Annotated in this window: 22 protein-coding genes; 5 read left to right on the top strand and 17 right to left on the bottom strand. The window is 71.0% G+C overall.

Annotation, left to right across the window (positions count from 1 at the left end):
* Positions 1 to 93 precede the first annotated feature (93 nt).
* The 13 genes from O3X23_RS20790 to O3X23_RS20730 form a co-directional block, all read right to left on the bottom strand.
* The gene (locus O3X23_RS20790; RefSeq protein WP_269272952.1) at positions 94 to 900 is read right to left on the bottom strand and encodes a DsbA family protein; all 807 of its coding nucleotides are present in this window, start codon (positions 898 to 900) and stop codon (positions 94 to 96) included.
* A gap of 113 nt (positions 901 to 1,013) precedes the next feature.
* Positions 1,014 to 2,546, bottom strand: coding sequence for a glycosyltransferase family 39 protein (locus tag O3X23_RS20785; protein WP_269272951.1), 1,533 nt, complete (start codon positions 2,544 to 2,546; stop codon positions 1,014 to 1,016).
* A gap of 20 nt (positions 2,547 to 2,566) precedes the next feature.
* Positions 2,567 to 4,000 (bottom strand): amino acid permease, encoded by a 1,434-nt coding sequence (locus O3X23_RS20780; protein ID WP_269273007.1) that lies wholly within the window; start codon positions 3,998 to 4,000, stop codon positions 2,567 to 2,569.
* Positions 4,001 to 4,252: 252 nt separating this feature from the next.
* The gene (gene dxs, locus O3X23_RS20775; protein WP_269272949.1) at positions 4,253 to 6,181 is read right to left on the bottom strand and encodes a 1-deoxy-D-xylulose-5-phosphate synthase; all 1,929 of its coding nucleotides are present in this window, start codon (positions 6,179 to 6,181) and stop codon (positions 4,253 to 4,255) included.
* A gap of 195 nt (positions 6,182 to 6,376) precedes the next feature.
* Complete coding sequence (locus tag O3X23_RS20770; RefSeq protein ID WP_269272948.1) at positions 6,377 to 7,669, bottom strand: sugar ABC transporter permease; 1,293 nt, start codon at positions 7,667 to 7,669, stop codon at positions 6,377 to 6,379.
* The gene (locus O3X23_RS20765) at positions 7,666 to 8,454 is read right to left on the bottom strand and encodes an ATP-binding cassette domain-containing protein (RefSeq protein ID WP_269272947.1); all 789 of its coding nucleotides are present in this window, start codon (positions 8,452 to 8,454) and stop codon (positions 7,666 to 7,668) included. Before O3X23_RS20765 ends, O3X23_RS20770 begins: the two co-directional genes overlap by 4 nt.
* A 210-nt stretch (positions 8,455 to 8,664) precedes the next feature.
* Positions 8,665 to 9,747 carry a sugar ABC transporter substrate-binding protein gene (locus tag O3X23_RS20760; protein ID WP_269272946.1) on the bottom strand — a complete coding sequence of 361 codons (1,083 nt, stop codon included), beginning with the start codon at positions 9,745 to 9,747 and terminating at the stop codon, positions 8,665 to 8,667.
* Between the two features lie 138 nt (positions 9,748 to 9,885).
* A complete protein-coding gene (locus tag O3X23_RS20755; RefSeq protein WP_269272945.1) occupies positions 9,886 to 11,100 on the bottom strand; it encodes an ROK family transcriptional regulator in 1,215 nt (404 codons plus the stop codon).
* Positions 11,101 to 11,285: 185 nt separating this feature from the next.
* Positions 11,286 to 12,389, bottom strand: coding sequence for a glycosyltransferase family 2 protein (locus tag O3X23_RS20750; protein ID WP_269272944.1), 1,104 nt, complete (start codon positions 12,387 to 12,389; stop codon positions 11,286 to 11,288).
* The gene (locus O3X23_RS20745) at positions 12,328 to 14,022 is read right to left on the bottom strand and encodes a condensation domain-containing protein (RefSeq protein ID WP_269272943.1); all 1,695 of its coding nucleotides are present in this window, start codon (positions 14,020 to 14,022) and stop codon (positions 12,328 to 12,330) included. Before O3X23_RS20745 ends, O3X23_RS20750 begins: the two co-directional genes overlap by 62 nt.
* Positions 14,019 to 14,657, bottom strand: coding sequence for an HAD family hydrolase (locus O3X23_RS20740; RefSeq protein ID WP_269272942.1), 639 nt, complete (start codon positions 14,655 to 14,657; stop codon positions 14,019 to 14,021). Before O3X23_RS20740 ends, O3X23_RS20745 begins: the two co-directional genes overlap by 4 nt.
* Positions 14,654 to 14,989, bottom strand: a complete 336-nt coding sequence (locus O3X23_RS20735; protein ID WP_269272941.1) for a nicotinate-nucleotide--dimethylbenzimidazole phosphoribosyltransferase — start codon at positions 14,987 to 14,989, stop codon at positions 14,654 to 14,656. Before O3X23_RS20735 ends, O3X23_RS20740 begins: the two co-directional genes overlap by 4 nt.
* The gene (locus O3X23_RS20730) at positions 14,986 to 15,861 is read right to left on the bottom strand and encodes a nicotinate-nucleotide--dimethylbenzimidazole phosphoribosyltransferase (RefSeq protein WP_269272940.1); all 876 of its coding nucleotides are present in this window, start codon (positions 15,859 to 15,861) and stop codon (positions 14,986 to 14,988) included. Before O3X23_RS20730 ends, O3X23_RS20735 begins: the two co-directional genes overlap by 4 nt.
* 284 nt (positions 15,862 to 16,145) lie before the next feature.
* Here O3X23_RS20730 and O3X23_RS20725 point away from each other — a divergent pair, with 284 nt between their 5' ends.
* The 5 genes from O3X23_RS20725 to O3X23_RS20705 are packed head-to-tail and all read left to right on the top strand — an operon-like array spanning position 16,146 to position 20,705.
* A complete protein-coding gene (locus tag O3X23_RS20725; protein WP_269272939.1) occupies positions 16,146 to 16,397 on the top strand; it encodes an acyl carrier protein in 252 nt (83 codons plus the stop codon).
* A gap of 32 nt (positions 16,398 to 16,429) precedes the next feature.
* Positions 16,430 to 17,833 (top strand): class I adenylate-forming enzyme family protein, encoded by a 1,404-nt coding sequence (locus O3X23_RS20720; protein ID WP_269272938.1) that lies wholly within the window; start codon positions 16,430 to 16,432, stop codon positions 17,831 to 17,833.
* A 2-nt stretch (positions 17,834 to 17,835) separates the two neighbouring features.
* The gene (locus tag O3X23_RS20715) at positions 17,836 to 18,372 is read left to right on the top strand and encodes a hypothetical protein (RefSeq protein ID WP_269272937.1); all 537 of its coding nucleotides are present in this window, start codon (positions 17,836 to 17,838) and stop codon (positions 18,370 to 18,372) included.
* Entirely contained in the window at positions 18,369 to 19,667 is a 1,299-nt protein-coding gene (locus O3X23_RS20710; RefSeq protein ID WP_269272936.1) for an NDP-hexose 2,3-dehydratase family protein, read from the top strand. The genes O3X23_RS20715 and O3X23_RS20710 overlap by 4 nt, the downstream gene beginning before the upstream one ends.
* 39 nt (positions 19,668 to 19,706) lie before the next feature.
* On the top strand, positions 19,707 to 20,705 hold the full coding sequence (locus O3X23_RS20705; RefSeq protein WP_269272935.1) for a Gfo/Idh/MocA family protein: 999 nt from the start codon (positions 19,707 to 19,709) through the stop codon (positions 20,703 to 20,705).
* Positions 20,706 to 20,724: 19 nt separating this feature from the next.
* On the opposite strand, the gene O3X23_RS20700 is transcribed toward O3X23_RS20705, so the two are convergent.
* Genes O3X23_RS20700 through ngcE form a run of 4 tightly spaced genes read right to left on the bottom strand, consistent with a single transcriptional unit; the run spans position 20,725 to position 24,905 of the window.
* Positions 20,725 to 21,546 (bottom strand): aldo/keto reductase, encoded by an 822-nt coding sequence (locus O3X23_RS20700; protein WP_269272934.1) that lies wholly within the window; start codon positions 21,544 to 21,546, stop codon positions 20,725 to 20,727.
* Between the two features lie 45 nt (positions 21,547 to 21,591).
* Positions 21,592 to 22,503: a carbohydrate ABC transporter permease gene (locus O3X23_RS20695; protein ID WP_269272933.1), complete on the bottom strand. Its 912-nt coding sequence runs from the start codon at positions 22,501 to 22,503 to the stop codon at positions 21,592 to 21,594.
* Between the two features lie 10 nt (positions 22,504 to 22,513).
* Positions 22,514 to 23,443, bottom strand: a complete 930-nt coding sequence (locus O3X23_RS20690) for a carbohydrate ABC transporter permease (RefSeq protein WP_269272932.1) — start codon at positions 23,441 to 23,443, stop codon at positions 22,514 to 22,516.
* Positions 23,444 to 23,486: 43 nt separating this feature from the next.
* Positions 23,487 to 24,905: an N-acetylglucosamine/diacetylchitobiose ABC transporter substrate-binding protein gene (gene ngcE / locus O3X23_RS20685; RefSeq protein WP_269272931.1), complete on the bottom strand. Its 1,419-nt coding sequence runs from the start codon at positions 24,903 to 24,905 to the stop codon at positions 23,487 to 23,489.
* Between the last annotated feature and the right edge of the window lie 157 nt (positions 24,906 to 25,062).

The raw sequence follows: 25,062 nt of genomic DNA, 5'->3' as shown, positions 1-25,062 counted from the left end.
CTTAATACCCGATTTCGCCAAAAAACTGACGTAATGTCGGATACATCTGGGCCAGGTGAGGACGCGCCCGGTCACGGAGAGGGCGGAACGGATTCAGCTCGCGAGGCTCGGCTGCCCGGAGGGGACGGCCTCGTCGGAGACCTTCCTGGCCTCCTTCTCCACCAGCGAGCGCAGCTTGGACGGCGTCAGCGACGTCTGGACGTCCGGCACCGTCTCGCCGTTGATCTGGACGACGGGCACCTCGCCGTAGGCGCCTGCCGCGAAGTCGGACTCGGACTTCGCGACCCAGCCCTCGTGGTCATTGCCCTTCATGCACGGGACGAACTTGCCCTCGTCGATCTTCCCGGCCTTCTCGGACAGCTCCTTCAGCAGCTTCTGGTTGCTCAGCGCGTCGTCCGACGGTTCGGGCTGCCGGTCCCAGACCTGCTGCACGAACTGCTCGAACCGTCCCTGGTCCTGGGCGCACGCGGCCGCGTTGGCGGCGGCCCGCGAACCGTGGCCGCCCAGCTGCTCGTCGGTACGGGTGACCAGCCGGTACTGGATCTGCACCTGCCCGGTCGCCAGCAGCTTCTTGAAGGTGTCCGCGTACTCCTCGGCGAACGCCTTGGACTGCGGGCTGCGCAGGTCCTCGTACACGGTCAGCGTCACCGGGACGCTCGGCCGCACCGGCACCGCCAGCTTCGCCTGCCCGTCAGGGCCCGCCGCGTTCGCGGGCGGCTTCACCTTGTCCGCCTTCGCACCGCGCACGTGCGCGCCGATCACCGCGGACGCCCCGAACACCACCGCGAGCACCACAAGGCCCGCGGCATACGGCCGCACGCGCTGCAGAAGACTCTTGCGGGGCGTCGCCCCGGAGTCCGCCGTGTCGTTCCGGTCCTTGAGTCCCTTGGACTCCGTCATGAAAAACCGCCACCTCGATCAACGTGCTCTGCCAAGTCGCCTGTATACCACCGGGGCGTGCCACGACCGGCCCGGGGGCCCTGGCGGGAAGGCCCCGGACCACGTGAAGGCACTCACTGGCCGCGGGCCGTGACCCGGGCGTAGAGGATCGCGCCGCCCACGGTGTCCACGGGACGGTAACCAGTGTCCAGCATCCGCTGGAGGGTCGGCGTCAGGGTCGGGGCGTACGGGGCTCCACGCGAGTCGTCGACGATCAGGTCGGCCGGGCGCAGCGCCACCTCCGCGGTGAAGGCGCGCCAGGCGCCGGGAACCGCGTACTGCTCCCCCACCCGGGCGCCGCCGCGGCCGCCGCTGAAGTTCGTCAGGAAGCCGGCGGTCAGATAGCGGCTCGCGGGGGCCCGGCCGGAGAGCCAGTACTGCTCGGGGTGCATCCCCCAGACCAGGACGGTGTCCCCGGGCCCGGTACGGGCCCGTACGGCGGCGGCCACCGCGTCGGCGTGGTCCAGCTCGGTCCGCGGCGCGGTCAGGCCCCAGACGGCGAATGCCGCGCTCGCGAGTACCGTCCAGGCGGTGGCCGCCGGCCACCAGCGCGGCACCGCGCGCAGCGCGCCCACCCCGGTGAGCACCAGGGGCGGGATCAGCTGCAGGAAGTAGTGGCCGTAGAACTGGAAGCCGAAGACGACGCCGAGCGCCGAGGCGCCCAGCCAGACCCACAGGTCGGCGGTGAGCCGTTCGGCGCGGGTCCCGCGGGCCGCCGCGAGGACCGCGGGGACGACGAAGGCCGCTCCCGCCGCGGCCAGGATCCCGGCGTTCCCCAGGCCCCGCCCCAGCGCCACGCCCCAGGCGCCGGACGCCGAGGCGTAGGAGCCGGAGCCGGTGACCGTCCAGAACACGAACCGGGACGGCCCGGTGAGGACCGCGACCGCCGCCACCGGCAGGGCGCAGCCGGCGAGCAGCCGCACGACGGCGGTCCAGGTGCGCGGGTCCGGGCTCCGCCGGGCGCTCCACAGCATCCACAGCACGGGCAGCAGCACCGCGCCGCCGGTCTGCTTGGTCAGCGCGGCGCCCGCGACGGCCAGCCCCGCCAGGCCCCAGCGGCGGCGGTCGGCCGCCCAGAAGGCCAGGACGGTCCACGGCACCATGAACACGCCGAAGGAGGCGGCCTGGGTGTCCTCGGGGGCCAGGCCGATGGAGAGCAGCAGGAACCCGGCGCCCGCGGCGACGCCCGCCCGGTCGTCCCAGCGGCGGCGGGCGACGGAGGCGAGCAGCAGGGCGGCGGCGAGCTGCGCCACGACGGCGGCGGCCCGCGGCGGCCACAGCGATTGGTCGCCGAAGACCGCGAACAGCCCCTCGTAGAGCCAGGGCAGCAGCGGCGGCTTGCGGTCGACGACCGTGTCGTACAGGACCCCGCCGTGCGCGAGCATCCGGGCCTGGACCGCGAGGTACCCCTCGTCGGGGTTCCAGACCGGGCGCAGGAACGACGGAAGGCGTACGAGGGCGGCGAGTACGGCCAGCGCCGGCGTCAGCCGCAGCCAGTAGCGGTCCTGCGAGCGGAGCCACCGACGGCGAGCGCCCCCGCCGCCCTCCTCGTACCGGACGGGGAGGGCGGCGGGGGCGCTGCTGGTCGTCTTCGGGGCCGATGGCACGCCTGACAACGTACCGCCGTTCAGACGCTCTTGTTCATGCGGCTGTGCCTGCGGCCGTAGAGGAAGTAGACGACGACGCCGATCACCATCCACACGCCGAACCGCACCCAGGTCTCGCTCGGCAGATTGATCATCAGCCACAGCGAGGCGGCCACCGAGAGGATCGGCAGCACGGGCACCCACGGGGTACGGAAGGAACGCGGCAGGTCCGGCCGGGTCCGGCGCAGGATGATGACGCCGATCGCGACGAGGACGAAGGCGAAGAGGGTGCCGATGTTCACCAGCGCCGCCAGCTCCGAGATGCTGGTGAAGCCCGCGATGACGGCGATGAGCCCGCCCAGCAGGATCGTCGAGCGGTACGGCGTGCGGAACTTCGGGTGGACCCGGGAGAAGAACCGGGGAATGAGCCCGTCGCGGCTCATCGCGAAGAACACCCGGGTCTGGCCGAGCAGCAGGATCATGCAGACCGTGGTGAGGCCGACCGCGGCCCCGAAGCTGATGACGCCCGCGTACCAGGGGTGTCCGGTGGCCTTGAAGGCGTCGGCGAGCGGCGCGTCCACCGACAGCTCGGTGTACTTCTGCATGCCGGTGACCACGATCGACACGGCGACGTACAGCGCCGTGCAGATGAAGAGCGAGCCGAGGATGCCGCGCGGCATGTCCCGCTGCGGGTTCTTGGTCTCCTCGGCCGCGGTCGCCACGATGTCGAAGCCGATGAAGGCGAAGAAGACGACGGCCGCCGCGGTGAAGATGCCCTGGACGCCGAAGCTCGTCGGCTCGTACCCGAACAGCACCTGGATGAGCGGGGAGTCGAGACCGGACGCCTTGGTGGACCCCGTCGCCGGCGGGATGAAGGGCGTGTAGTTCTTGGTCTCGATGAAGAACGCGCCGGCGACGATGACCAGCAGCACCACGAACACCTTGATCGCGACGACGACCGTCGTGACCCGCGCGGAGAGCTTCATGCCGAGCACGAGCACCCCGGTCAGCAGCAGCACCAGGAGGAACGCCAGCAGGTCGAAGCCGAACCCGGTCTCGTCGCTGGTGCCGGACAGGGACTGCGGCAGGTGCCAGCCCGCGTTGTCCAGCAGCGACCGTACATACCCGGACCAGCCGACCGCGACCACGGCCGTGCCCAGCGCGAACTCCAGCACCAGGTCCCAGCCGATGATCCACGCCGGAAGCTCGCCGAGGGTGGCGAAGGAGAACGTGTACGCGGACCCGGCGACCGGGACCGTGGAGGCCAGCTCGGCGTAACAGATGGCCGCGAGCCCGCACACCACAGCGGCCGCGACGAAAGCGAGGGCGACCGCGGGCCCCGCGTTGTTCTTCGCCACGGTGCCGGTGAGCACGAAGATGCCGGTGCCGATGATGACGCCGACCCCGAAGACCGTGAGGTCCAGGGCCGACAGCGACCTTTTGAGCTGGTGTTCCGGCTCCTCGGTGTCCCGCATGGACTGCTCGACGGACTTGGTCCGGAAGAGCCCGTCCGGATTCCTGCCCGACGACGGCGGGTTGTCCTGCGTACTCGTACTCACCGGCGCGCCTCCTGTTCGTCCTGCCGACAGGTTGGGGAGCGTCGGCAGTGGCTACTCCACTCCCCCAGGTTCGCTTCACCCGAATAGGCGCGCCTATGCCTACGCCAATGGGTGAGGGGGTCCACCCGGATGGGTGGACCCCCTCACACAACAGCTCCGCGGAACGCGTCAGTCGCTGACCGCCGCCGGCTCGGCCGATCCGACGCTCTCGCCGTACCGGCCGTCGATCGTCGCCACCAGGCCGGTGACCTGGCGGGCGATGTCGTGCGCGGTCAGCCCGATCTCGGCCATGACCTCCTTGCGGGAGGCGTGGTCCAGGAACTGCTGCGGGATGCCGAAGTCGCGCAGCGGCACGTCCACGTCCGCGTCGCGCAGCGCCTGCGAGATCACCGAGCCGACCCCGCCGACCCGGCAGTTGTCCTCGACGGTGACCACGACGCGGTGTCCGGCCGCGAGTCCGGGCAGCGCCGCGTCCACCGGCTTGACCCAGCGCGGGTCGACGACGGTGGTGGTGATGCCCTGGGCGTCGAGCAGATCGGCGATCTCCAGGCACATCGGGGCGAGGGCGCCGACCGAGACCAGGAGGACGTCGGGGCGCTCGCCCTGCGGCACCTTGCGGAGCACGTCCATGCCGCCGATCCGGCCGACGGCCTTGACCGCCGGGCCGACCGCGCCCTTGGAGTACCGGACGACGGTGGGCGCGTCATCGACCTCGACGGCCTCGCGCAGTTGCGCGCGGACCTGATCGGCGTCGCGCGGGGCGGCGATCCGCAGGCCGGGCACGACCTGGAGGATCGACATGTCCCACATGCCGTTGTGCGAGGCGCCGTCGGTGCCGGTGACACCGGCCCGGTCCAGCACGAAGGTGACCCCGCACTTGTGCAGCGCCACGTCCATCAGCACCTGGTCGAACGCGCGGTTCAGGAACGTGGCGTACACGGCGAAGACCGGGTGCAGCCCGCCGGTGGCCAGGCCCGCCGCCGAGGTGGCGGCGTGCTGCTCGGCGATGCCGACGTCGTAGACGCGGTTCGGGAAGACCTTCGCGAACCTGTCCAGGCCGACCGGCTGGAGCATCGCGGCGGTGATCGCGACGATGTCCTCGCGCTCGCGGCCGAGCTTGACCATCTCCTCGCCGAAGACCGAGGTCCAGTCGGCGCCGGAGGCGGCGATCGGCAGGCCGGTGTCCGGGTGGATGGGCCCGATGCCGTGGAAGCGGTCCGCCTCGTCCTGCTCGGCCGGGCGGTAGCCGCGGCCCTTCTCGGTGAGGCAGTGCACGATGACCGGGCCGCCGAAGCGCTTGGCGCGCTGCAGCGCGGACTCCAGCGCCTCCACGTCATGGCCGTCGATCGGGCCGACGTACTTCAGGCCCAGGTCCTCGAACATGCCCTGCGGGGCGATGAAGTCCTTGAGGCCCTTCTTGGCGCCGTGCAGCGTCTCGTAGAGCGGCTGCCCGATGAGCGGGGTGCGCTCCAGCAGGTCCTTGGTGCGGGACAGGAAGCGCTCGTACCCGTCGGTGGTGCGCAGCGTCGCCAGGTGGTCGGCGAGCCCGCCGATCGTCGGCGCGTAGCTGCGCTCGTTGTCGTTGACGACGATGACGAGCGGCCGGTCCCGGGCGGCGGCGATGTTGTTCAGCGCCTCCCAGGCCATTCCGCCGGTCAGCGCGCCGTCACCGATGACGGCCACCACATGGTCCTGCTTGCCGAGCACCTCGTTGGCCTTGGCCAGGCCGTCGGCCCAGCCGAGCACCGTCGAGGCGTGGCTGTTCTCGATGACGTCGTGCTCGGACTCGGCGCGCGAGGGGTAGCCGGACAGGCCGCCCTTGCTCTTGAGCCGGCTGAAGTCCTGCCGCCCGGTGAGCAGCTTGTGCACGTAGGACTGGTGCCCGGTGTCGAAGAGCACCTTGTCCCGCGGTGAGTCGAAGACCCGGTGCAGGGCGATGGTCAGTTCCACCACGCCGAGGTTGGGGCCCAGGTGTCCGCCGGTCTTGGAGACCGCGTCGACGAGGAAGGTACGGATCTCGCCCGCCAGCTCCACCAGCTGCTCCTGGCTGAGCCGGTCGAGGTCGCGCGGTCCCTTGATACGGGTCAGCAGCGCCACCCGTGCCTCCTATGCAGTCGAACTGGTCGATCCGTCGAGTCTAATGTTCCGCGCGCGGCGCCGTGGAGCGCCCCGTGCGACGTTGGTCACCCGCGGTCCACCCGGCAAGGCAAATGCCCGGTGCGGGGATGATCATCCCCGCACCGGGCCGGTGCCGCCACACCACCGTCATACGGAGGTGTGTGCGATGGAGCGTTACGCGCGGCCGGAGGCCTTCTGCGTCTTGCGCGACAGCGAGTCGATGACCACGGCGGCGAGCAGTACGGAGCCGGTGATCATGTACTGCAGCGAGGTGTTCATGTTCAGCAGGTCGAGACCGGTCTGGATCGACTGGATGACCAGCATGCCCAGCAGGGCGGACCAGGTGTTGCCCCGGCCGCCGAAGAGGCTGGTGCCACCGATGACCGCGGCCGCGATGGCCAGCATCAGGAGGTTGCCGCCACCGGCGGCCAGCGTCGCGGTGTAGGTCTGCGCGGCGAGGAACAGACCGCCGGCCGCCGCGAAGCCGCCGGCGATGGCGAACACCGAGATGCGGATCAGAGCCACGTTGATACCGGCACGGCGGGCGGCCTCGATGCTGCCACCGACGGCGAAGATCTTGCGGCCGTACGAGGTGCGCCGCAGGACGAAGTCGGTGATCACGAGCGCCACGAGGAAGAACACCAGGGCGTTGGGCACACCCGACGCCTGGTTCAGCACGTACGCGGAGACGAAGGACGCCACGGCCAGCGCACCGACGCGAACGGCGATCTCGCCGGTCGGACGGAACGGGACCCCGGCCTGGCGGCGGCGGCGCTGCTCGACCAGCGAGCCGGCGAGCAGGGCGAGGGTGCCGACAGCCGCCAGCACATACGCGCCGGCGACGTCCTGGTTCATGAAGAAGGAGCGCTGTCCGAGCAGGTGCAGCGGGCCGACGTCCGAGATCGAGAGGCTGCCGGTGTCGCCGAGCAGCCACAGCATCAGGCCGTTCCAGCCGAGGTTGCCGGCGAGGGTGACCACGAAGGCCGGCACACCGATCTTGGCGAAGAAATAGCCCTGCAGCGCGCCGATGGCGATACCGGTCAGGATGGCCAGGAACATGGCCAGCCAGGGATTCAGGCCGTGTGTCGTCGCCAGGATGGCGAAGACGGCGGCCGACAGGCCGCTGACCGAGGCGACCGACAGGTCGATCTCACCCAGCAGCAGCACGAAGACCAGGCCGATGGCGATCATGCCGGTGGCGGACATGAAGTAGCTGATGTTGGCCATGTTGCCCGCGCTCAGGAACAGGCTGTCCTGGGACTGGAACACGGACCAGATGATGATCAGACCGACGACGACGGGCAGCGAGCCCAGCTCACCGCCGCGCACCTTGCGCTTGAACTCGGTCAGATAGCCCTTGAGGCCCTCTTCGCGGACCAGCAGTCGCGGGTCGACGACCGGCAGCGCCGCCGCGGTGGGGTCGTCGGCCGGGGGCGCGTCGTCCTTGGTCTTGGACAGGTCGCTCACTTTGCCGCCTCCGTGTTGCGCGCCTGACGACGGGTCACGGCATTCTCCGTGGCGCCGGTGATCGCGGCGATGATCTCTTCGGGACTGGTGTCCTTCACCGGGAAGGAACCGTTGTTCTTGCCCAGGCGCAGGACGGACACCGTATCCGCCACGGCGCGCACATCGGCCATGTTGTGGCTGATGAGGATGACGGCGAGACCGCGCTCGCGCAGCCGCTCGACCAGGTCGAGGACCTGAGCGGTCTGCTCCACGCCGAGGGCGGCGGTGGGCTCGTCGAGGATGACGACCTTCGGGTCGCCGATCAGCGCGCGGGCGATCGCGACGACCTGCCGCTGGCCACCGGACAGACTCGCGATCGGGATGCGGACGCTCGGGATGCGGATCGACAGGGTGTCGAGCAGCTCGCGGGCGCGCTGCTCCATCGTCACCTCGTCGAGCGAGAGCCCGCGCCGCAGTTCGCGGCCGAGGTACAGATTGCCGACGACATCGAGGTTGTCGCACAGCGCGAGGTCCTGATAGACCGTGGCGATGCCGAGGCCCTGGGCGTCGTGCGGCCGGTCGATGCTGACCGGCGTGCCCTCCCACTCGATGACGCCTTCGTCGATCGGGTGCACACCGGCGATCGTCTTGACCAGAGTGGACTTACCGGCACCGTTGTCGCCGACCAGCGCGACGACCTGACCGGAATGGACCTCCAGCTCGACATCGGTGAGGGCTTGCACCGCACCGAATCGCTTGGAGACTCCGCGCAACGCCAACACGGGCGTAGCGGACACGTGAACCATCTCCTTCGCCGCCTGACCGGCGGGGATGCCGCGCCCTGGGAGAGGCGCGGTAGGACGTGCAAGAAGCACAGGATGACAAGGTGGAGCGAGGGGGGTGAACCCCTTGTCCCGTAAGCGTTTCCGCCCGGCGCCCCACCCGCAGCGGGGTTTGGATGGTGGGTGGGGCGCCGGACAGGCATTGCGGGACCAGGGCCCGATGGGCCCCGGGTTTTACTGGATGCCGGCAGCCTTGCAGGCGGCGGCGTAGTCGGCGGTGCAGATCTGGGCCACGGTGTAGAGCTGGTCCTTGACGACCGTGTCCTTGATGTTGGCCTTGGTCACCGACACGGCGGGGAGGAGCTTGGCGGGAACGGTGGTACCGGAACCGCTGGTCGCCTTGATGTCCGCGATGGAGCTGATGTCCTCACCGTTGAGCAGCTTGACCGCGATCTCGGCGGTCGCGTCGGCCTCGGGCTTGAAGGCCTTGTAGACGGTGCTGCTCTGCTGGTCCGCCAGGATCCGCTGGACACCGGCGAGCTCGGCGTCCTGACCCGTCAGCGGCACGTTGATGCCCGCGCCCTTGAGGGCGGTGGCGATACCGCCGGCCATGCCGTCGTTGGCGGAGTAGACACCGGAGATGTTCTTCGCACCGAGCTGGGTGATCGCCGCGGTGACCTTCTGGTTCGCGACGGTGTCCTTCCACAGACCGCTCTGCTCGTAGGCGATCTTGACCTTGCCGTCGAGCGCCTTGTGGGCACCGGCCTTGAACATGGCGGCGTTCGGGTCGGCGTCGTCACCGTTGATCATGACAACGTTGGCAGTCGGCGTCGCCTTGGAGCCCATGGCGTCGAGCAGCGCCTGGCCCTGCAGCTCGCCGACCTTCTCGTTGTCGTACGAGACGTAGGCGGAGACCGGACCCTGGGCGAAGCGGTCGTAGGCCACGACCTTGATGCCCTTGTCCACGGCGGCCTGGACGGAGGCCTTGATGCCGACCGCGTCCTGCGGGTCCAGGATCAGGACCTTGACGCCCTTGGTGATCATGCTGCTGACCTGCTGCGCCTGCTTGGCCGGGTCACCGGCGGCGTTCGCGTACTCGATCTTGCAGTCGGAGCAGAGCGACTTGATCTTCGCTTCGATCAGCGGGCGGTCGAACTTCTCGTACCGCGTCGTGGCGTTCTCCGGCAGCAGCAGGCCGATGGACTTGTCCTTGCTGCTGTCGGCCTTGTCGTCGCCGGCCTTGCCACAGGCGGCCACGGAAAGGGCCATCGTTACCGCAAGCGAGCCGATGACGGCACGACGCATCAATGCGTTCATTTTGAGTTGCCTCCCTGACGAGGCCGCAACGCTGCGGCCGAGGTTCACGTGAGTCAACTCCGCCGTTGCCATGCCGTCAATAAGTAAACACTTAACGAGATGGCAACGGCGCGTTTCGTTAGCTGTGTGAACTCAGGGTTATGCAGGTCGCTGCGCTGAAAGCGCCGGGACCGCAGCAGGAGCATTCCCATCAAGAAGGGTTGAATCACCCATTTCGCTCAGCACCAGGGCCAGCGCGCCGAGCACTTCCGCGCGGGCGCCCAGCCCACCGGGAACGATCGACAGCTGCCGGGCCGCGCTGGGAATGGCGTAGCGCGCCACGGACTCCCGGATCGGCGCCAGCACCAGCTCGCCGGCCTCCGCGAGATCGCCCCCGAGGACGACCCGGCTGGGGTTGAGGAGGTTGCAGAGACTGGCCACGCCCATGCCGATGTGCCGCCCCACGTCCGCGATCACCCGGCGGCAGCCGGGATCGCCCTCCCGGGCGTACTGCACCATCCGCGGCACCGTGAGATCGGCGCCGTGGCTGCTGCGCAGCAGCTCCAGGGTGTAGCGGGCGGCGGTGAAGGTCTCCAGGCAGCCGCGGTTGCCGCAGCGGCACACCGGGCCCGACTCGTCCAGCGTGATGTGCCCGATCTCGCCCGCCGTGCCGCCCGGGCCGCGGTAGATCCGGCCGTCTATCACCAGGCCCGCGCCGACGCCGCTGGCGACCTTGATGTAGGCCAGGTCCCGCACTCCGCGGCCGCCGCCCCACACCAGCTCGCCGAGCGCGCCGAGGTTGGCGTCGTTGTCCACCTGCACGGGCATGCCGAGCCGGTCGGACAGCTCCTGACGTGGGTTGATACCACTCCAGCCGGGCAGGATCGCGGTCGATCCGATCGCTCCCGACTCCACGTCTATCGGCCCGGGGACACCGAGGCCGACCCCGAGCACCTTGTCCACCCCTATGCCGGTCGACTCGATCAGCTGGGCGACCAGCTGCTCGGCCCGGTCGAAGCCCTGGGACGCGGAGGCGTCCACGTCGATCGGCTCGGACTGCTCGGCCAGCACCTGGTGCGCCAGGTTCCCCACCGCGACCCGCAGGTGGGAGTGGCCGAAGTCCACGCCGACGACGATGCCGACATCGCCGGACAGCGCAACGCTGCGGGCCCGTCTTCCCCCTGAGGAGGTAGGCGTGACCTGCACCGTTCCGTTGTCCCGCAGCTCCCGGACGATATTGGAGACCGTGGCGGCGGACAGCCCGGTACTCCGGGCGATCTCCGCCTGGGTGAGTGAGCCTGACAACCGCACGGCGCGGACCACGCGCTCAAGGTTGGCCCGGTGCAGCGATGACTGCGATCCCGGAGTCTCCACGACCATCCACTCCTGCCTCGGCAGGCGGTACGAAACCGCCGCCCGAACGGACGAGGCCGCACCAGTGAGACCCCGTCGTCTACAACATGTGAACCCTAAGCTGAGCCTTTAGGGTGATGTCCCGTCAAGGGCTGAGACCATTCTGCGACGGAAAGCCCGATGCGTCATAGGTCGCCCGCGCCCCCTCAGCACCTCAGGACGTCACGGAGGGAAGACGTGTCGCGGCGCAGCAGCTCGTCCTCGACGAAGGTGACCTCGCAGTCGTTCTGCCCACCGGTCATCCGCAGCACCGGCCGGCCGTCGTCCGCGATCACCGCCGTCGCCGGCCCGCCCGTCTCCTCGTCCCGGCCGGACAGCACCCAGCCGAGATCCGGATCCCGCCGCACGTACACAAGGTGATCGCGCCCGAGGCCCGCGCGGGTCAGCACCGCCGCGTCCACCCCGGCGGCCGCGAGCGGGTCGTGCGCCTCCGGCAGGCCGTCCGTGCCCGTCCGCTGGAGCAGAGCGATCTTGACCGCGCGCCGCAGCCGCGGGTCCCCGGTCTCGGCCAGGAAGCGGCCGAGCACCTCGGTCTCCGCCTCATTGCGCGCGAAGCCGCCGGCGTAGCTGGAGCTCCGCACGCGGTAGACGTACGAAGGGTCCGCCGGCTTGCTGACGACCGCGCCCGCGGCGACCAGCCGCAGCCACAGGTCCCACTCCTCGCCGTAGGCGATCTGCCGGAAGCCGCCGACCTTGTCGTACAGCGCCCTGCTGTACAGCGCGCCGACCACGACGTAGTTCTGCGCCAGGAGCTGGACGAGCTGGTCGCCGGGCAGTGGCAGCCGCCCCTTGGTGTACGTCCCGGGCACGAAGGGCCCGCGGCCCGTCCAGGTCAGCGGGCGGGGGCTGATCAGCCCCGGGGAGGCGTCGTAGGCGTCGCACATCGCCTCGACGTGGTGCGGGAGGAAGGCGTCGTCGCCGTCGAGCTGGCACACCAGGTCGGTGCCGAGCCGCTCGATCCCGGTCCCCCGGGCGCCCCAGACGCCGAGCCGCCGGGTGTTGCGCACCAGTGTCAGCGGCAGCACCCCGCTCCAGCGCTCCACGCGCCGCACGGTGTCGTCGTCGGAGCAGTCGTCCACGACGACGATCTGGTCGACGGGCCGGGTCTGCATGGCCACCGAGCCCAGGGCCTGGTCGATGAAGTCCGAGGAGTTCATGGCGGGGACGATGACGCCGACCGTCGGTCGGTCAGTGGGACGCGACACGGATCTGGGGCCTTTCGACGAGGTAGTAGTGCGGGAGCACGACATCGGGCAGGACGGAGAGCGCCGCCTCGTACGCGCGGCGCACCTCCCGGACGGTGACAGGGCGGTCGCAGGCAGGGCGGCCGCCTTCCTCGCGCGGGACCACCCGGGCCGTCACCCGGGGCACGCCGTCGGCGTCCCGGGCGACGAGCAGCTCGCCCTCCGCCACGGTCCCGAGACCGAGCAGGGCCCGGCGCATGGCGCCGAGATCGGCCCACGAGGAGTCGATCAGCAGCCAGTCGTCACCCCTCGGCAGGGGCCGGACGAGGAAGGGGCCGTCCAGCGCCGCCGCCGGCACCCCGGGGCGGCGGGCCGACTCCGTGAGCAGCGTCTCCATGTCCAGGAGCAGCCCGCGGACGTCGTCCCGGGGCAGGTGGGCGGTGTCCGCGACCAGTGCGTGCACCGTGCGCGGATCGGCCGGGTCGACGCTCACCTGGTAGTAGAGCTTCAGCGCGGGCAGGGCGAACGGCGCCGCCCAGCAGAAGGACCGGTCGTCCGCGCCCACCGCTGTCGTGCCGGCCGGTGGAGGCTGCTCGGGCGCGCCGAAGAGCGAGGTGGTGTCGTTGTGCAGGACGGACAGGTCCAGCCGCAGTCCCCGGGCCCCGCCCGCCGCCGCGATCAGCCCGTCGAGCTCCGCCGGGTCGTACTGCGCCCTGGCGTACCCGCGCAGCGTGTCCTTGTGGGTGGCGCGGACGACGTCGTCGAAGGTGGGGCCGGAGACCTCCGGGCAGAGCACCACATCGGAGGCGAGCGGGGCCACCATGCCCTGGCGGTCCGCGCCGACGCGATTGGCGAAGATCGTCTTCAGGGCGCAGCGGGTGGTGCCGTTGCGGCGGGCGAGGAGCGTCGCGAACGCCGCGACGTGGACGGTCGCCGCGCTCACCTGGCAGCGCAGGGCGATCGTCCGGGCGGCGGCGTCCAGCGCGGCTGAGCGCAACTGCCCGTGCGCGGCTCCCGGGTCGCCCGAGGCGCCCGCGAACATGGACCGCGGGATCCCGTCGAGGACCTTGCGCACATAGGCGCCGGAGCGCCGGTTCACCGCCCGGCCCCGCTCGGACCGCTCCTGCTCCGCCAGATCCAGCGGCTGGGTGCGCCGCGCGCCGGGCGGCCGCCCGGCCAGCCGGTCGCGCAGATCCTGTTCCAGGGTGCGCAGCGCCCAGCCGTCCAGCGCGACGTGCGAGAGATAGAGGAGAACGCGGTACGGCGTCCCTCCGGGCGCCAGCAGCAGCGTGGTCCTGATCCCCCACTCGTGCGACAGGTCGAAGCCGCCGCCCGCCATACGGGAGTGCAGCCGCGCGGTCTCGGCCTCGGGGTCGGAGCCGGCCGCCAGTCGCTCGATCCGGACGGGCAGCCGTCCCTCCCCCCGCACCGACTGCCGGGGCGGCCCGCCGTCCACGCCCGGGAGGTAGAGCGTGCGCAGGCTCTCGTGCTCGGCGACCACCTGCTGCAAGGCGGCCAGTACGTCCTCGGCGCGGGACGTGCCGTCCAGCTCCACGAAGTACCTGATGTTGTAGTCGTAGGCGTGCGCCTCGGTCCTGCTCCGCACCGCCTCGTAGATCACCCGCTGACCCCACGTCAGGGGAGCCTGCGCGGAGCGCAGGCCGGCGAAGTCCAACCACACGGTTCTGGCGTCGTTCACCGTCCGCTCCCGGCGGCCGGCGCGGGAGCGGGCGCGGTCAGCAGGGCGGGCAGTTCGGCGAGCGACGCCAGTCCCGCGCCCGGCGCGCCGCCCACCAGATAGGTGGTGATGCCCGCCGCCTCGCCCTGCCGGACGTCGTGCGCGGTGTCCCCGGCGAAGACCACCTCGCCCGCGGACAGCCCCAGCAGACCGCGAGCCCGGTGCAGCCCCTCGGCCGCCGGCTTGGGCTCGTCCACGTCCTCGCGGGCGACCAGGAGCGGGATGCCGAGGCCGGCGGCGGTGAGCAGTCGGGCCGCGGTGGCCCGCGAGCGGCCGGTGCACACCCCGAGCGCGAGGCCGAGCGCGGCCAGCGCCGCGACCGCCTCGGCGGCGCCCGGCCGGGGCGGGGCGGGCGCCTCCGCGAGTCCGAGCGGGAAGTGCGCGTTGTAGGCCGCCATCGCCCGCTCCGCGAGCGGCTCGCCGACGAGCCGGGCGAGGGTCGCCAGATCGGTCGCGGCCGACCGGGTCGCGATGCGCGCCGCGCTCGGCGGCGGCAGTCCGACGTCCTGGCAGGCCGCGCGCAGGCAGCGCACGTGCACGCCCCGGGAGTCCACCAGCGTTCCGTCCAGGTCGAGGATGACGCCCCGCACCGTCATATGCGTTCGCTTTCTGAAGGCTCGGAAGACGACACCGAGGGCACCGTCGGCACCGCCGGCACCGCCGGCACCGTCGCGGAACGGGAAGCCGCAGGTGGAGAGGTGGACGCGAGGGCCAGTTCGGTGACCGCGAGCAGCGCGTTGACCGGGCCGGCCGCCAGCGCGGCACCCGACCCCATGCCGAGCCGCATCTCCAGGTCGAGCACCGGCCGCAGCCCGAGCTCGTCCAGCAGCAGCCGGTGGGCGGGCTCGGTGGAGACGTGGGAGGCCACCAGGTAGTCGCGGACCTGGGGGCAGAGCCGGCAGGCGATCAGCGCGGACACCGCCGTCATGCAGCCGTCGAGCACACCACGAGGCAGCCGCGGGCGGCGGCGGCCAGGATCGCGCCGACGTTGCCGCACAGTTCGTAGCCGCCGAGCGCGGCCAGTTGCCGGACCGGATCGGCGCCGAGACCGGAGGTCCGCTCCAGCGCCTGTGCCACCAGCCGCGCCTTGAGCCCGACGGTCTCCTCGCCGACGCCGGAGCCCCGGCCCGCCAGATCCCGCGGGTCGGCCCCGAGCAGCCGGGCGGCCAGCGCGGTGGCCGCCGTCGTGGTGCCCACGCCGATCTCGCCGCAGGCGGCCATGGTCCCGGCGGGGAAGACCTCGCGGGCGAACCGGGCGCCGGCCTCGATCGCGTCCAGTGCCCGTCCGAACGTCATCGCGTCGGCGCGGGAGATGTCCGCCGTGCCGTTGCCTACCTTGTAGCGGTGGTCGCCGGTGTCGGTGCGTATCCCCAGGTCCGCGGCTTCGACCCGGCCGCCCGCCCGGGCGGCGAGCGCGGAGACCGGCGCCTTTCCCGCGACGATCTCCGCGAAGAGCCGGGCGGTGGACTCCGGCCGGTGGGCGGAGACTCCGTGCTCCGCCACCCCGTGGTCGCCCGCCAGCACCGAGACCACGACCGGCAGCGGCCGGACCCGGTGGGTCCGCAGGATCCCGGCGACCTGCCAGCCGATCTCGTCGAGCCGGCCGAGGCTGCCGGCCGGCCGGGCGCCGGTCGCGGCGACCACGCGCGCCAGCCGCGCGCTGCGCCCGTCGAACGTCCCGACCGCGTCGGTCAGCGCGCCCAGCCGTTCCTCCGACCGGGCTCCGGCATCCCCGTCCGCGCGTTCCCCGGCGCCCGTGCCGGCGTCGCGCCCACTCCGGTCAACGCCCCTGGAAACCATCCCCGTTCCTCCCCCGTCGCAGCGTTCGCCGCGGACTTCTACCCGAGTCCCGGCCGCGGCCGGGGCACACAGTACGCGGCGGTTTTACCGATGTCACGGGATGATCCACGACGCTCGGGAGCCGGCCGGCAAGCCGTTCCCGGACCGCACCGGAAGTCCAAGTGCTCTTCGCGGAAAGCCCTTTCGCCCGGCCGGAGCCGCTGTTACGCTCGCGCCTTCAACCGGTCTAGACAACCTAGCGGTTGAGCAACGGGGCGGTCCTGCCAAGGCGTGGGAGAGGGACGATGATTTCTCGGGAGACAGTCGTGGCGGCGCTCGTCAGCCGCCTCGCGGAGACCCTGCCGGAAGCGCGCGGGTCCGCGCTCCAGGAGGGCGATGATCTGCGGCAGTTCGCCGGATTCGACTCCCTCGGCATCCTGGAGACCCTCGTGTGGCTGGAGTCGGAGTTCGACATCACCATCCCGGACGAGGACCTGGACGTGGAGAACTTCCAGTCCGTCGGCAGGATGGCCGACTTCGTCCTCACCCACCGCTGACCGGCTCTCGACCCGGAAATCCAGGAGGAGCAGTGGCGGACGCCGGATTCTTCGCGGCAGTTCGGGACGGCGCGGGGCGGGGCGACGCGGTCGCACTCATCTCGGGCAAGCGGGAGTGGACCCACCGAGAGCTGATCACCGCGGCGGAGGTGTTCGCGGAGCACCTCGGGCGGCACCCCACCGCGGGAGTGCCGGTGGTCGTGGACGTTGCCGACGCGGCCGTCCGCGCGGTGGTCACCCTCGCCGCGGACCTGGCGGAACTGCCGGTCCTGCACAGCGATCCCGGCGCGCCCACCGACTTCGGCGGGCTCGTCGTCCGGGACGGCGCGACGCCCCGGGGAGCGGCGGGGCCGCCGGCCGTCCTGACCTCGGACGGCGGCGTCGAGCTGTGGACTCACCTGCGGCCCGCCACCCACAGCCTGGCCGGCATCCCGGCCCGCTCCCAGATCTTCCTCACCTCCGGGTCGACCGGCACGCCGACCGGCGTGGTCCGGCCGGCCGCCACCGTCCTCAGCGACGCGCACCGGATCGCCGCGTTCATGGGGTACGAGCAGGGCCTGCCGGGCGTCGTCAGCACCCTGGCCTTCCACTGCTACGGCTTCGCCTACGGCATCGCCGCGCCCCTGCTGCACGGCGCCCCGATCCGGCACGTCGCCTCCCGCTCCGTCCCCTCCCAACTGGCCCGCGCGGTGCGCGAGCACGGTGCGCGGACCCTGGTCGGGCTGCCCTTCCAGTTCCAGCTGCTGGCGGGCTCCGCCACGCCGCTGGACTTCGGGGAGCTGCGGATGGCGGTGTCCTCGGGCGCCCCGCTGCCCCCGGAGGCGGCCGGGGCCATCACCGGGCGGTACGACTTCGCGCTCTACAACGCGTACGGCTCCTCGGAGACCGGCGCGCTCTCCGCGGCCCTCAGCGACGGGCGGCAGCGGCCGGGCGAGGTCGGCGCGCCGTTCCCCGGCGTCGTCCCCCGGCTGGCCCCCGTCGACGGGGTGCCCGAAGGCGGCGAACTGCAACTGCGGACCGACGCGCTGGCGGCCGGCTACACCGGCACCGACGGCCTGCTCCCGCTCGACTTCGACGGCGACTGGTACCGCACCGGCGATCTGGCCCGCATCGAGGACGGCGGCATCCGGATCAGCGGCCGGCTGAAGAACATCATCAACGTCGCGGGCAAGAAGGTCAGTCCCGCGGAGATCGAACGGGTGCTGGCCCGGCATCCGGCGGTGGCCGACGTCCAGGTCGTCGCCGCCCCCGACGACGTGCGCGGGCAGGTGCCCGCCGCCCGCGTCGTCACCACGTCGGCGCTCACCGTCGCGGAACTGCTCGCGTGGTGCCAGTCGCGGCTGGCACCGCACCAGATGCCGCGGCAGATCAGCTTCCTGGACGAGATCCCCCGGTCGGCCATGGGCAAGCCGCTCCTCACGCCGGAACCGCGCTAGTCATGGAGAACTCCGCACCCGGTATCCACCGCACCTCGCGCGGCACGTTCACGGGCCTGCCGCCGCAGACCCGCATGCTGCTGGAGAGCGAGGGATCGACCACGATCCTGCTGGAGTCGCTGATCGGCTGCCGGCTCTCCGTCCGCGTCGACTCCCAGCTCCCGGTCGACGCGGCGTCCCTGGACCACCGCGTCCTCGACGCGCTGGGGCTGTCGCCGCACGCCAAGCCGGTGCTCCGCAGATCCGCGCTGCTCACCCCCGGCGGTGAGGTCGTCAGCAGCAACCGCGTCGTCTTCGACGGGGCGGCCGTGCCGTGGCTGGCGGACAGCCAGGACCCGACGCCCCTGGGCCTCGGACTGCGCGCCCGCAACTCCCTGCAGCACCGCGTCATCCTCGACAACGGGCTGGCCGACTGGCCGCCGGGCGGCGCCGGCACGCCCTGCGCGTTCAAGGAGTACCTCATCAACTGCTCCGACGGCAGCCGCATCCACCTGCACGAGACGTTCAGCCCGCACTTCGTCCCGGTGCCCGGGCGATGAACTGGCAAGGGGTCTCGGAACCGTTCCAGGAGTGGTGGACCAAGCGCGCCAGGGCGGGCTGGTTCGACGTCACCCGAATCCCGTTCGACGAGATGGACGGCTGGTCGTTCGACGAGCCGACCGGGAACCTGGTCCACGGGAGCGGACGGTTCTTCTCGGTGGAAGGGCTGCGGGTGACCGGCGGAACCGGCCGGGCGGCCTGGACGCAGCCGGTGATCCACCAGCCCGAGTTCGGCGTCCTCGGCATCCTCGTGAAGGACTTCGACGGCGTCCCGCACTGCCTGATGCAGGCCAAGATGGAACCCGGCAACATCAACACCCTGCAGCTGTCCCCCACCGTGCAGGCCACCCGCAGCAACTACACCCGGGTGCACGGCGGCCGGCCCACCCGCTACCTCGACCACTTCCGCGGCCCCGGCCGCGGGCAGGTCCTGGCGGACTCCCTGCAGTCCGAGCAGGGCACCTGGTTCTGGCACAAGCGCAACCGCAACATGGTGGTGCGGGTGACCGAGGACGTTCCGCTGCACGAGGACCACCAGTGGGTCGCCTGGGACGACCTGCGGCGGATGCTGCGGATCGACGACCTCGTCAACATGGACAGCCGCTCCGTGATCGCCTCCCTGCCCTTCCCCGCGGACCGGGGAGGCTTCGGCTCCCCCGGAGCCGCGCACCACTCCCTGGGCCACGTCCTCAGCTGGTTCACCGAGGCCAAGACCCGCTGCGAGTGGTCCGCGCGGCTGGTGCCGCTGGCCGGGGTGCCGGGGTGGACCCGGTCCGCGCGGCGGATAGCGGACGTCGCCGGGGAGCGGTTCGACGTCATCGCGGTCCGGGTGCAGGCCGGGAACCGCGAGGTGCCCGGCTGGACGCAGCCGCTCCTCGCGCCCCGCGCGACGGGACTGGCGGCGTTCCTCGTCCGCCGGATCGGCGGCGTGCCGCACCTGCTGGCCCGCGCCGGGCACGAGCCGGGGCTACTGGACCGGGTCGAGATCGCCCCCACCGTGCAGCTCCCCGACGCGGCGGCCGGTGACGGCGGCGTGGAGCCGCCGTTCCTGGACGTGGTGGAGGGGGCCGCGAGGGACCGGGTGCGCTTCGACACCGTGCTGTCCGAGGAGGGCGGACGGTTCTACCACGCCAGGACCCGCTACCGGCTGATCGAGGTCGGGGACGAGATACCGGTCCGGGTGCCGCCGGACTTCTGCTGGACGACCGTGTCCCAGCTGCGGGAACTGGTGGGCCACGGCCATTATCTGAACGTGGAGGCGCGCACCCTGCTCGCCTGCGCGCGGAGCCTGTGACCGGCGCCGCGGGCCGAGGAACCTGGGAAGGGAACCCCGATGAGCGAGCCAGAACCGGCCCCCGGCGTACTGCGGCTCGGGGTGCTGGGCTGCGCCGACTTCGCCTGGCGCAAGATGCTGCCCGCCATCGCCACCGTCCCGGGCCTCCGCGTCACGGCGCTGGCCAGTCGTGACCCGGCGAAGGCGGCGCGGTTCGCGGAACGGTTCGGCGGCGAGCCCGTGACCGGGTACGAGGCGCTGCTGGAGCGGGACGACGTCGACGCCGTGTACGTGGTGCTGCCCACCGGCCTGCACCACGCCTGGACGCTGCGGGCACTGACCGCCGGCAAGCACGTACTGGCCGAGAAGTCCCTGACGACCGGGGCCGGAGAGGCCGCGGAACTGGTGGCCGCGGCGCGCGACAGCGGTCTGTGGCTGATGGAGAACTTCCTCTTCCTCCACCACTCCCAGCACGCGGCCGTGCGGGAACGGATCGCCGCCGGCGCGATCGGGGAACCGCGCGTCTTCAGCTCCGCCTTCGGCGTCCCGCCACGCCCCGACGGCGACATCCGCAACAGCCCGGAGCTGGGCGGCGGCGCCCTGCTGGACGTGGGGGCCTACACCGTCCGCGCGGCGACGTACTTCCTCGGCCCTGACCTGACCCTGGCCGGCTCCCAGCTGCGGATCGACGGGCGCACGGGCGTGGACGTGGGCGGCAGCGCGCTGTTCCACACCCCGGCGGGCGTCGCCGCCGAGCTCTCCTTCGGCTTCGACTCCTCCTACCGCACCACCTACGCGCTGTGGGGCAGCGAGGGCCGGATCAGCGTGGACCGGGCCTTCACCCCGCCCGCCGACCTGCTGCCCGCGGTGCGCTGGGAGCGGCAGGACGCGGTGGAGGACGTGGAGCTGCCGGCCGACGACCAGTACGCCAACGGGGCCCGGGCGTTCGCCGACCGCGTACTGACGGGCGCGCCCTTCGACGCGTACGGGGAGTCGCTGGTGCGCCAGGCGGCGCTGCTGGAGCGGATCAGGGACGAGGCGCACCGCGTGACGGTCTGACGGGACCGCCGCGCCGGGGTCAGCCGTTGAGGTCGGGCCCCAGGCGGCGGCCCGCGTCCAGGCCCGCGACGGCCGCCAGCTCCGCGTCGTCCAGGGCGAAGCCCAGCAGGTCCGCGTTGCGCCGGATCCGGTCCGGGTCGGCCGAGCGGGGGATCGCGATGTGGCCGAGCTGCAGGTTCCAGCGCAGGACGACCTGGGCGGCGCTCACCCCGTGCCGGTCGGCGATGGCGGTGAGCACCGGCAGCGCGAGGAGGTCCCCGCCATGCCCCAGGGGGCTGTAGGCCTCGGTGGCGATGCCGTGCTCCCGGTGGTGGGCCCGCAGCGCGGGCCGCTGGTACCAGGGGTGCAGTTCGATCTGGTTGACGGCCGGAACGATGCCGGGTCCGGACGCCAGGCGTTCGAGGTGCGGGACATCGAAGTTGGAGACGCCGATGGCACGGGCCCGCCCCTCGGCGTGCACGCGTTCCAGCGCCCGCCAGCTCTCCGGGTACAGGCCCCGGGCCGGCTGGGGCCAGTGGATCAGGTACAGGTCCACGTAGTCGACACCGAGCGCGGCCAGCGAGGTGTCGAAGGCCCGCAGCGTCCGGTCGTGGCCCTGGTCGGCGTTCCACAGCTTGGTGGTGACGAAGAGGTCCGCGCGGGGCAGCCCCGAGGCGGCGAGCGCCCGGCCGGTACCTCGCTCGTTGGCGTACACCGCGGCGGTGTCGATGCCGCGGTAGCCGCACTCCAGCGCCGTCGACACCGCGACAGCGGCCTGGGCGTCGGTCAGATGACCGACGCCCAGGCCCAGTTGCGGCATCGCCGTGCCGGTGTTGAGGGTGACGCGCGGAAGACCGCTCACGCCGCCCCCGTCCGTACCGCGGTCACCCGTGCCGGACGTGCCGTGCTACTTGATCGCACCGGCGGTGAGGCCGGCCTGGATCTGCTTCTGGAAGACGATGTAGACGGCGAGCACCGGGAGCATCGCGATGGCGAGACCCGCGAAGAGCGCCGCCCAGTCGCCCGCGTACCCCTGCTGCGTCGCCAGGTCCGCCAGCCCCTGGGTCAGCACCCAGTTCTTGGTGTCGCCCTGGTTGAGCACGATCGGCAGCAGGTACTGGTTCCACTGGCCCAGCACGTTGAAGACGCCGATGCTGATGAGGCCCGGCTTCGACATCGGCAGCATGATCTGGAAGAAGGTCCTGGTGTGCGAGGCCCCGTCGACCAGCGCCGCCTCCGCGATCGAGGTCGGCAGCGTCCGGAAGAACGACGTCATGAAGAACACGGTGAAGGGCAGCGAGTAGGCGATGTACACCAGGATCAGCCCGGGGAACGTGTTCAGCAGGCCCAGGTTCTTCGTGACGAAGAAGAGCGGGACCAGCACCATCACGACGGGGAAGGCCATCCCCCCGACGAACAGGAAGTAGATGAACCGGTTCCCGAAGAACTCGAAGCGCGCCAGGACGTAGGCGGCCATCGAGCCCAGGATCATCGTGCCGAGCGTCGAGAAGCCCACCACGATCGCCGTGTTGATGAAGTACTGGCCGATGTTGGCCTTGTTCCAGGCCCGGGACCAGTTGTCGAAGTGCAGGTGCGTCGGGAGCGACCACGGGCTGCCCACGATGTCGCCCGAGGTCTTGAGCGAGCTCCAGAGCACCCAGAGCATCGGCACGCCGACCATGAGCGCCCACACCAGGAGGAAGCCGTGGGAGAAGACGTTGAGCACGCCTCCCTCACTGCGCCGCCAGTTGCGTTTGGTCTTGTTGGCGGTCGGTGCCGCCGACTTCTGCTTTTCCACAGAAACTGCGTTCGTCGTCATCGCGCCACCCCTAGAACTCGATACGGTCGCGGCGCGACAGCCGCATGCTGAGAATGGCGAAGATCAGCGTCACGATCAGCATCGCCACACCCATCGAGGCCGCGTAACCGAACTGGCTGTTGTCCCGGAAGGCCGTCTTGTACAACAGCAGGGGCAGCACGTCGGTCGATTCGTCGGGGCCGCCGTTGTTCACCGACATCAGCTGCACGAACGCGAATCCGTCCATGGCCATGATGCCCATGTACACCCAGCCGGTGGCGACCGTGTCACGCAGCAGCGGCAGGGTGATCCGGAAGAACGTGGTGCCGCGCTCGGCACCGTCCAGCCGCGCCGCCTCGTAGATCTCGGTCGGGATGGAGGCCATCCCGGCGGAGAACAGGACGACGTAGAAGCCGACGTTCGCCCAGATCATGACGACCATGATGCAGGCCAGCGCGGTGGACTTGTCGCCCAGCCACGCGTGCTGCAGGGAGGCCAGGCCCAGGTTGCCCAGCAGGGCGTTGAGCAGGCCTTCCTTGTTGTCCGGGTTGTAGATCTGCTGCCAGAGCACAGCGATGATCGTGACGGACAGCACCTGCGGGAAGAAGAAGACCACCTTGTAGATGGACGATCCCCGCACGCCGGAGACCCCCGCAGCACTTCCTCTGCGGCGGCCTCCGACGTTGAGCATGAAGGCGAAGAACAGACCCAGCGACAGCGTCACCAGCGGCACCACCAGCAGCATGATGATGTTGTGCGACAACGCCTTCCAGAAGAGGTCGTTGTGCATGAGCTTCTGGTAGTTGTCGAGCCCGATGAATTTCTTGTCGGATGTGATTCCGCTCCAGTCCGTCATCGAGATCTGGAAGTCCTGGATGAAGGGCGAGATCACGAGGACCCCGTACAACGCCAAGGGAATTGCCAGAAAACCGATGATGAACCGGTACTTGCCGTGTCGCATGTCGCCGGTCGCTCTCGTCTCAGCCAGTGGAAAGGAAGCAGCGTCAGGCGTGCTTGAACTTCGGCACGGAGGAGTCCTTCGCGGTCGCGTCAGCGGCTGCCTGCGCCTTGGTGATCCACTCGGCGGCCTTGATCTTGCCGGAGAGCAGGTCGAGGGTCAGGTTGCCGATGGTCTCCTCATTCAGCTTCTTGTACCAGTCGCCGAGCCGCGGGTTCACGACGTTGGCGGCGGCGGCCTTGAGGCCCGCGCTCGCGGAGGCGAGGCCCGGGGTCAGGGTCAGACCCTCCTCGGCGCCCGCGACGGCGGTCAGGGACTTGAGGGACTCGGTGAACGCCTTCGACTGGGCCTTGCTCAGCATGATGCGGAGCAGTTCCATGCCGCCGGCCGGGTTCTTGCCGTCCTTGGCGACGATGAAGGGCTCACCGGCCGCGGCGCGGATGGCACCGAAGGGAAGCTTGTCGCTGGCGCCGCCCTGGATGGCACCGACCGCGAGGTCGAAGTCCTTCGGCATGGTGGGCGCTGCCTCGTTCTCCACCCAGGAGCCGTTCGGGATGAAGGCGGCCTTGCCCTTCGTCCAGTCGGTCTGCGCCTGGATGTGGGTCTTGCCCTCGGAGCCCTGGAGGATGTAGCCCTTGGCGGCGAGCTGCTCGTAGTACTCGATGACGCCCTTGACCGCGTCGGTCTTGAACGCGTTCGGCTCCAGGTTGTCGATCGCGTTGATGCCGGCGACGCCGCCGGCCTTGGCGATCTGGGCGAAGATGTCGAAGTGCACGTAGTACGGGTACTTGCCCGGGTACGTGTACGGCGCGATGCCCGCGGCCTTGATCTTCTCGCAGAGCGCGAGCATCTCGGTGAAGGTCTGGGGGTACGCCCAGCCCTTCTCCTTGAAGAGCTTGTTGGAGTACCAGGTGCCGTAGACGGTGAACGCGTAGTTGAGCGCGTACACCTCCTTGCCGCCGTACTGGCCCTGCTCGACGGTGCCGGCGATCAGCGTGTCGCGGACCTTCTTCGCCGGGTCGTCGAAGGACGCGGCATCCAGCAGCGGGGTGAGGTCGACGAGCTTGCCCTGCTTGGCGAGCGCCGCGGTGTCGAGGTTCTCGGCACCCGAGTTGTCCATGACGTCCGGCGGGCTGCCACCGGCGAAGCGCGGCTGCAGCTTCGGGCCCAGGGCCTGGGTGCCCGTGTGCTTGACCGTCGTCTTGTACGTGGTGTTGTAAGCGGCCTCGGCGTTCTTGACGTAGTCGTCGCCGAAGCCACCCTTGAAGATGAACGCCTCGAGAGGCGCGCCCTCCTTGACACCGAGCGGGTTCTTGGCGGACACCGTGCCCGTTTCCTTGGGCTTGTCGGTCTTGTCACCGCTGTCGGAGGCACACGCGGTGAGGAAAGATGCCGACGGTACGGCGACCAGGCCAACGGCCATCGCGCGCTTGACCAGATCCCGGCGGTTCAGTTCGGATCCCATGCTCAAGTCCTCGCCCTCTACAGGACTCATGCGGTGCAGCGGAATCCGCCGGCGCCCGCGAACAGATGAAGCTTCAGTGATGCTGCCATCCACCGAGGGGGGGTCCTGCCACGAGCGGGCGTTTTCGGCCCGTCGATCCCCCCGCCCCGTCCCGCGA

It is taken from the genome of Streptomyces sp. H39-S7, assembly GCF_027158205.1.
Classification (GTDB): domain Bacteria; phylum Actinomycetota; class Actinomycetes; order Streptomycetales; family Streptomycetaceae; genus Actinacidiphila.
Note: the sequence above shows the minus strand (reverse complement) of the source record. Positions and strands in the feature narration are given on the sequence as shown.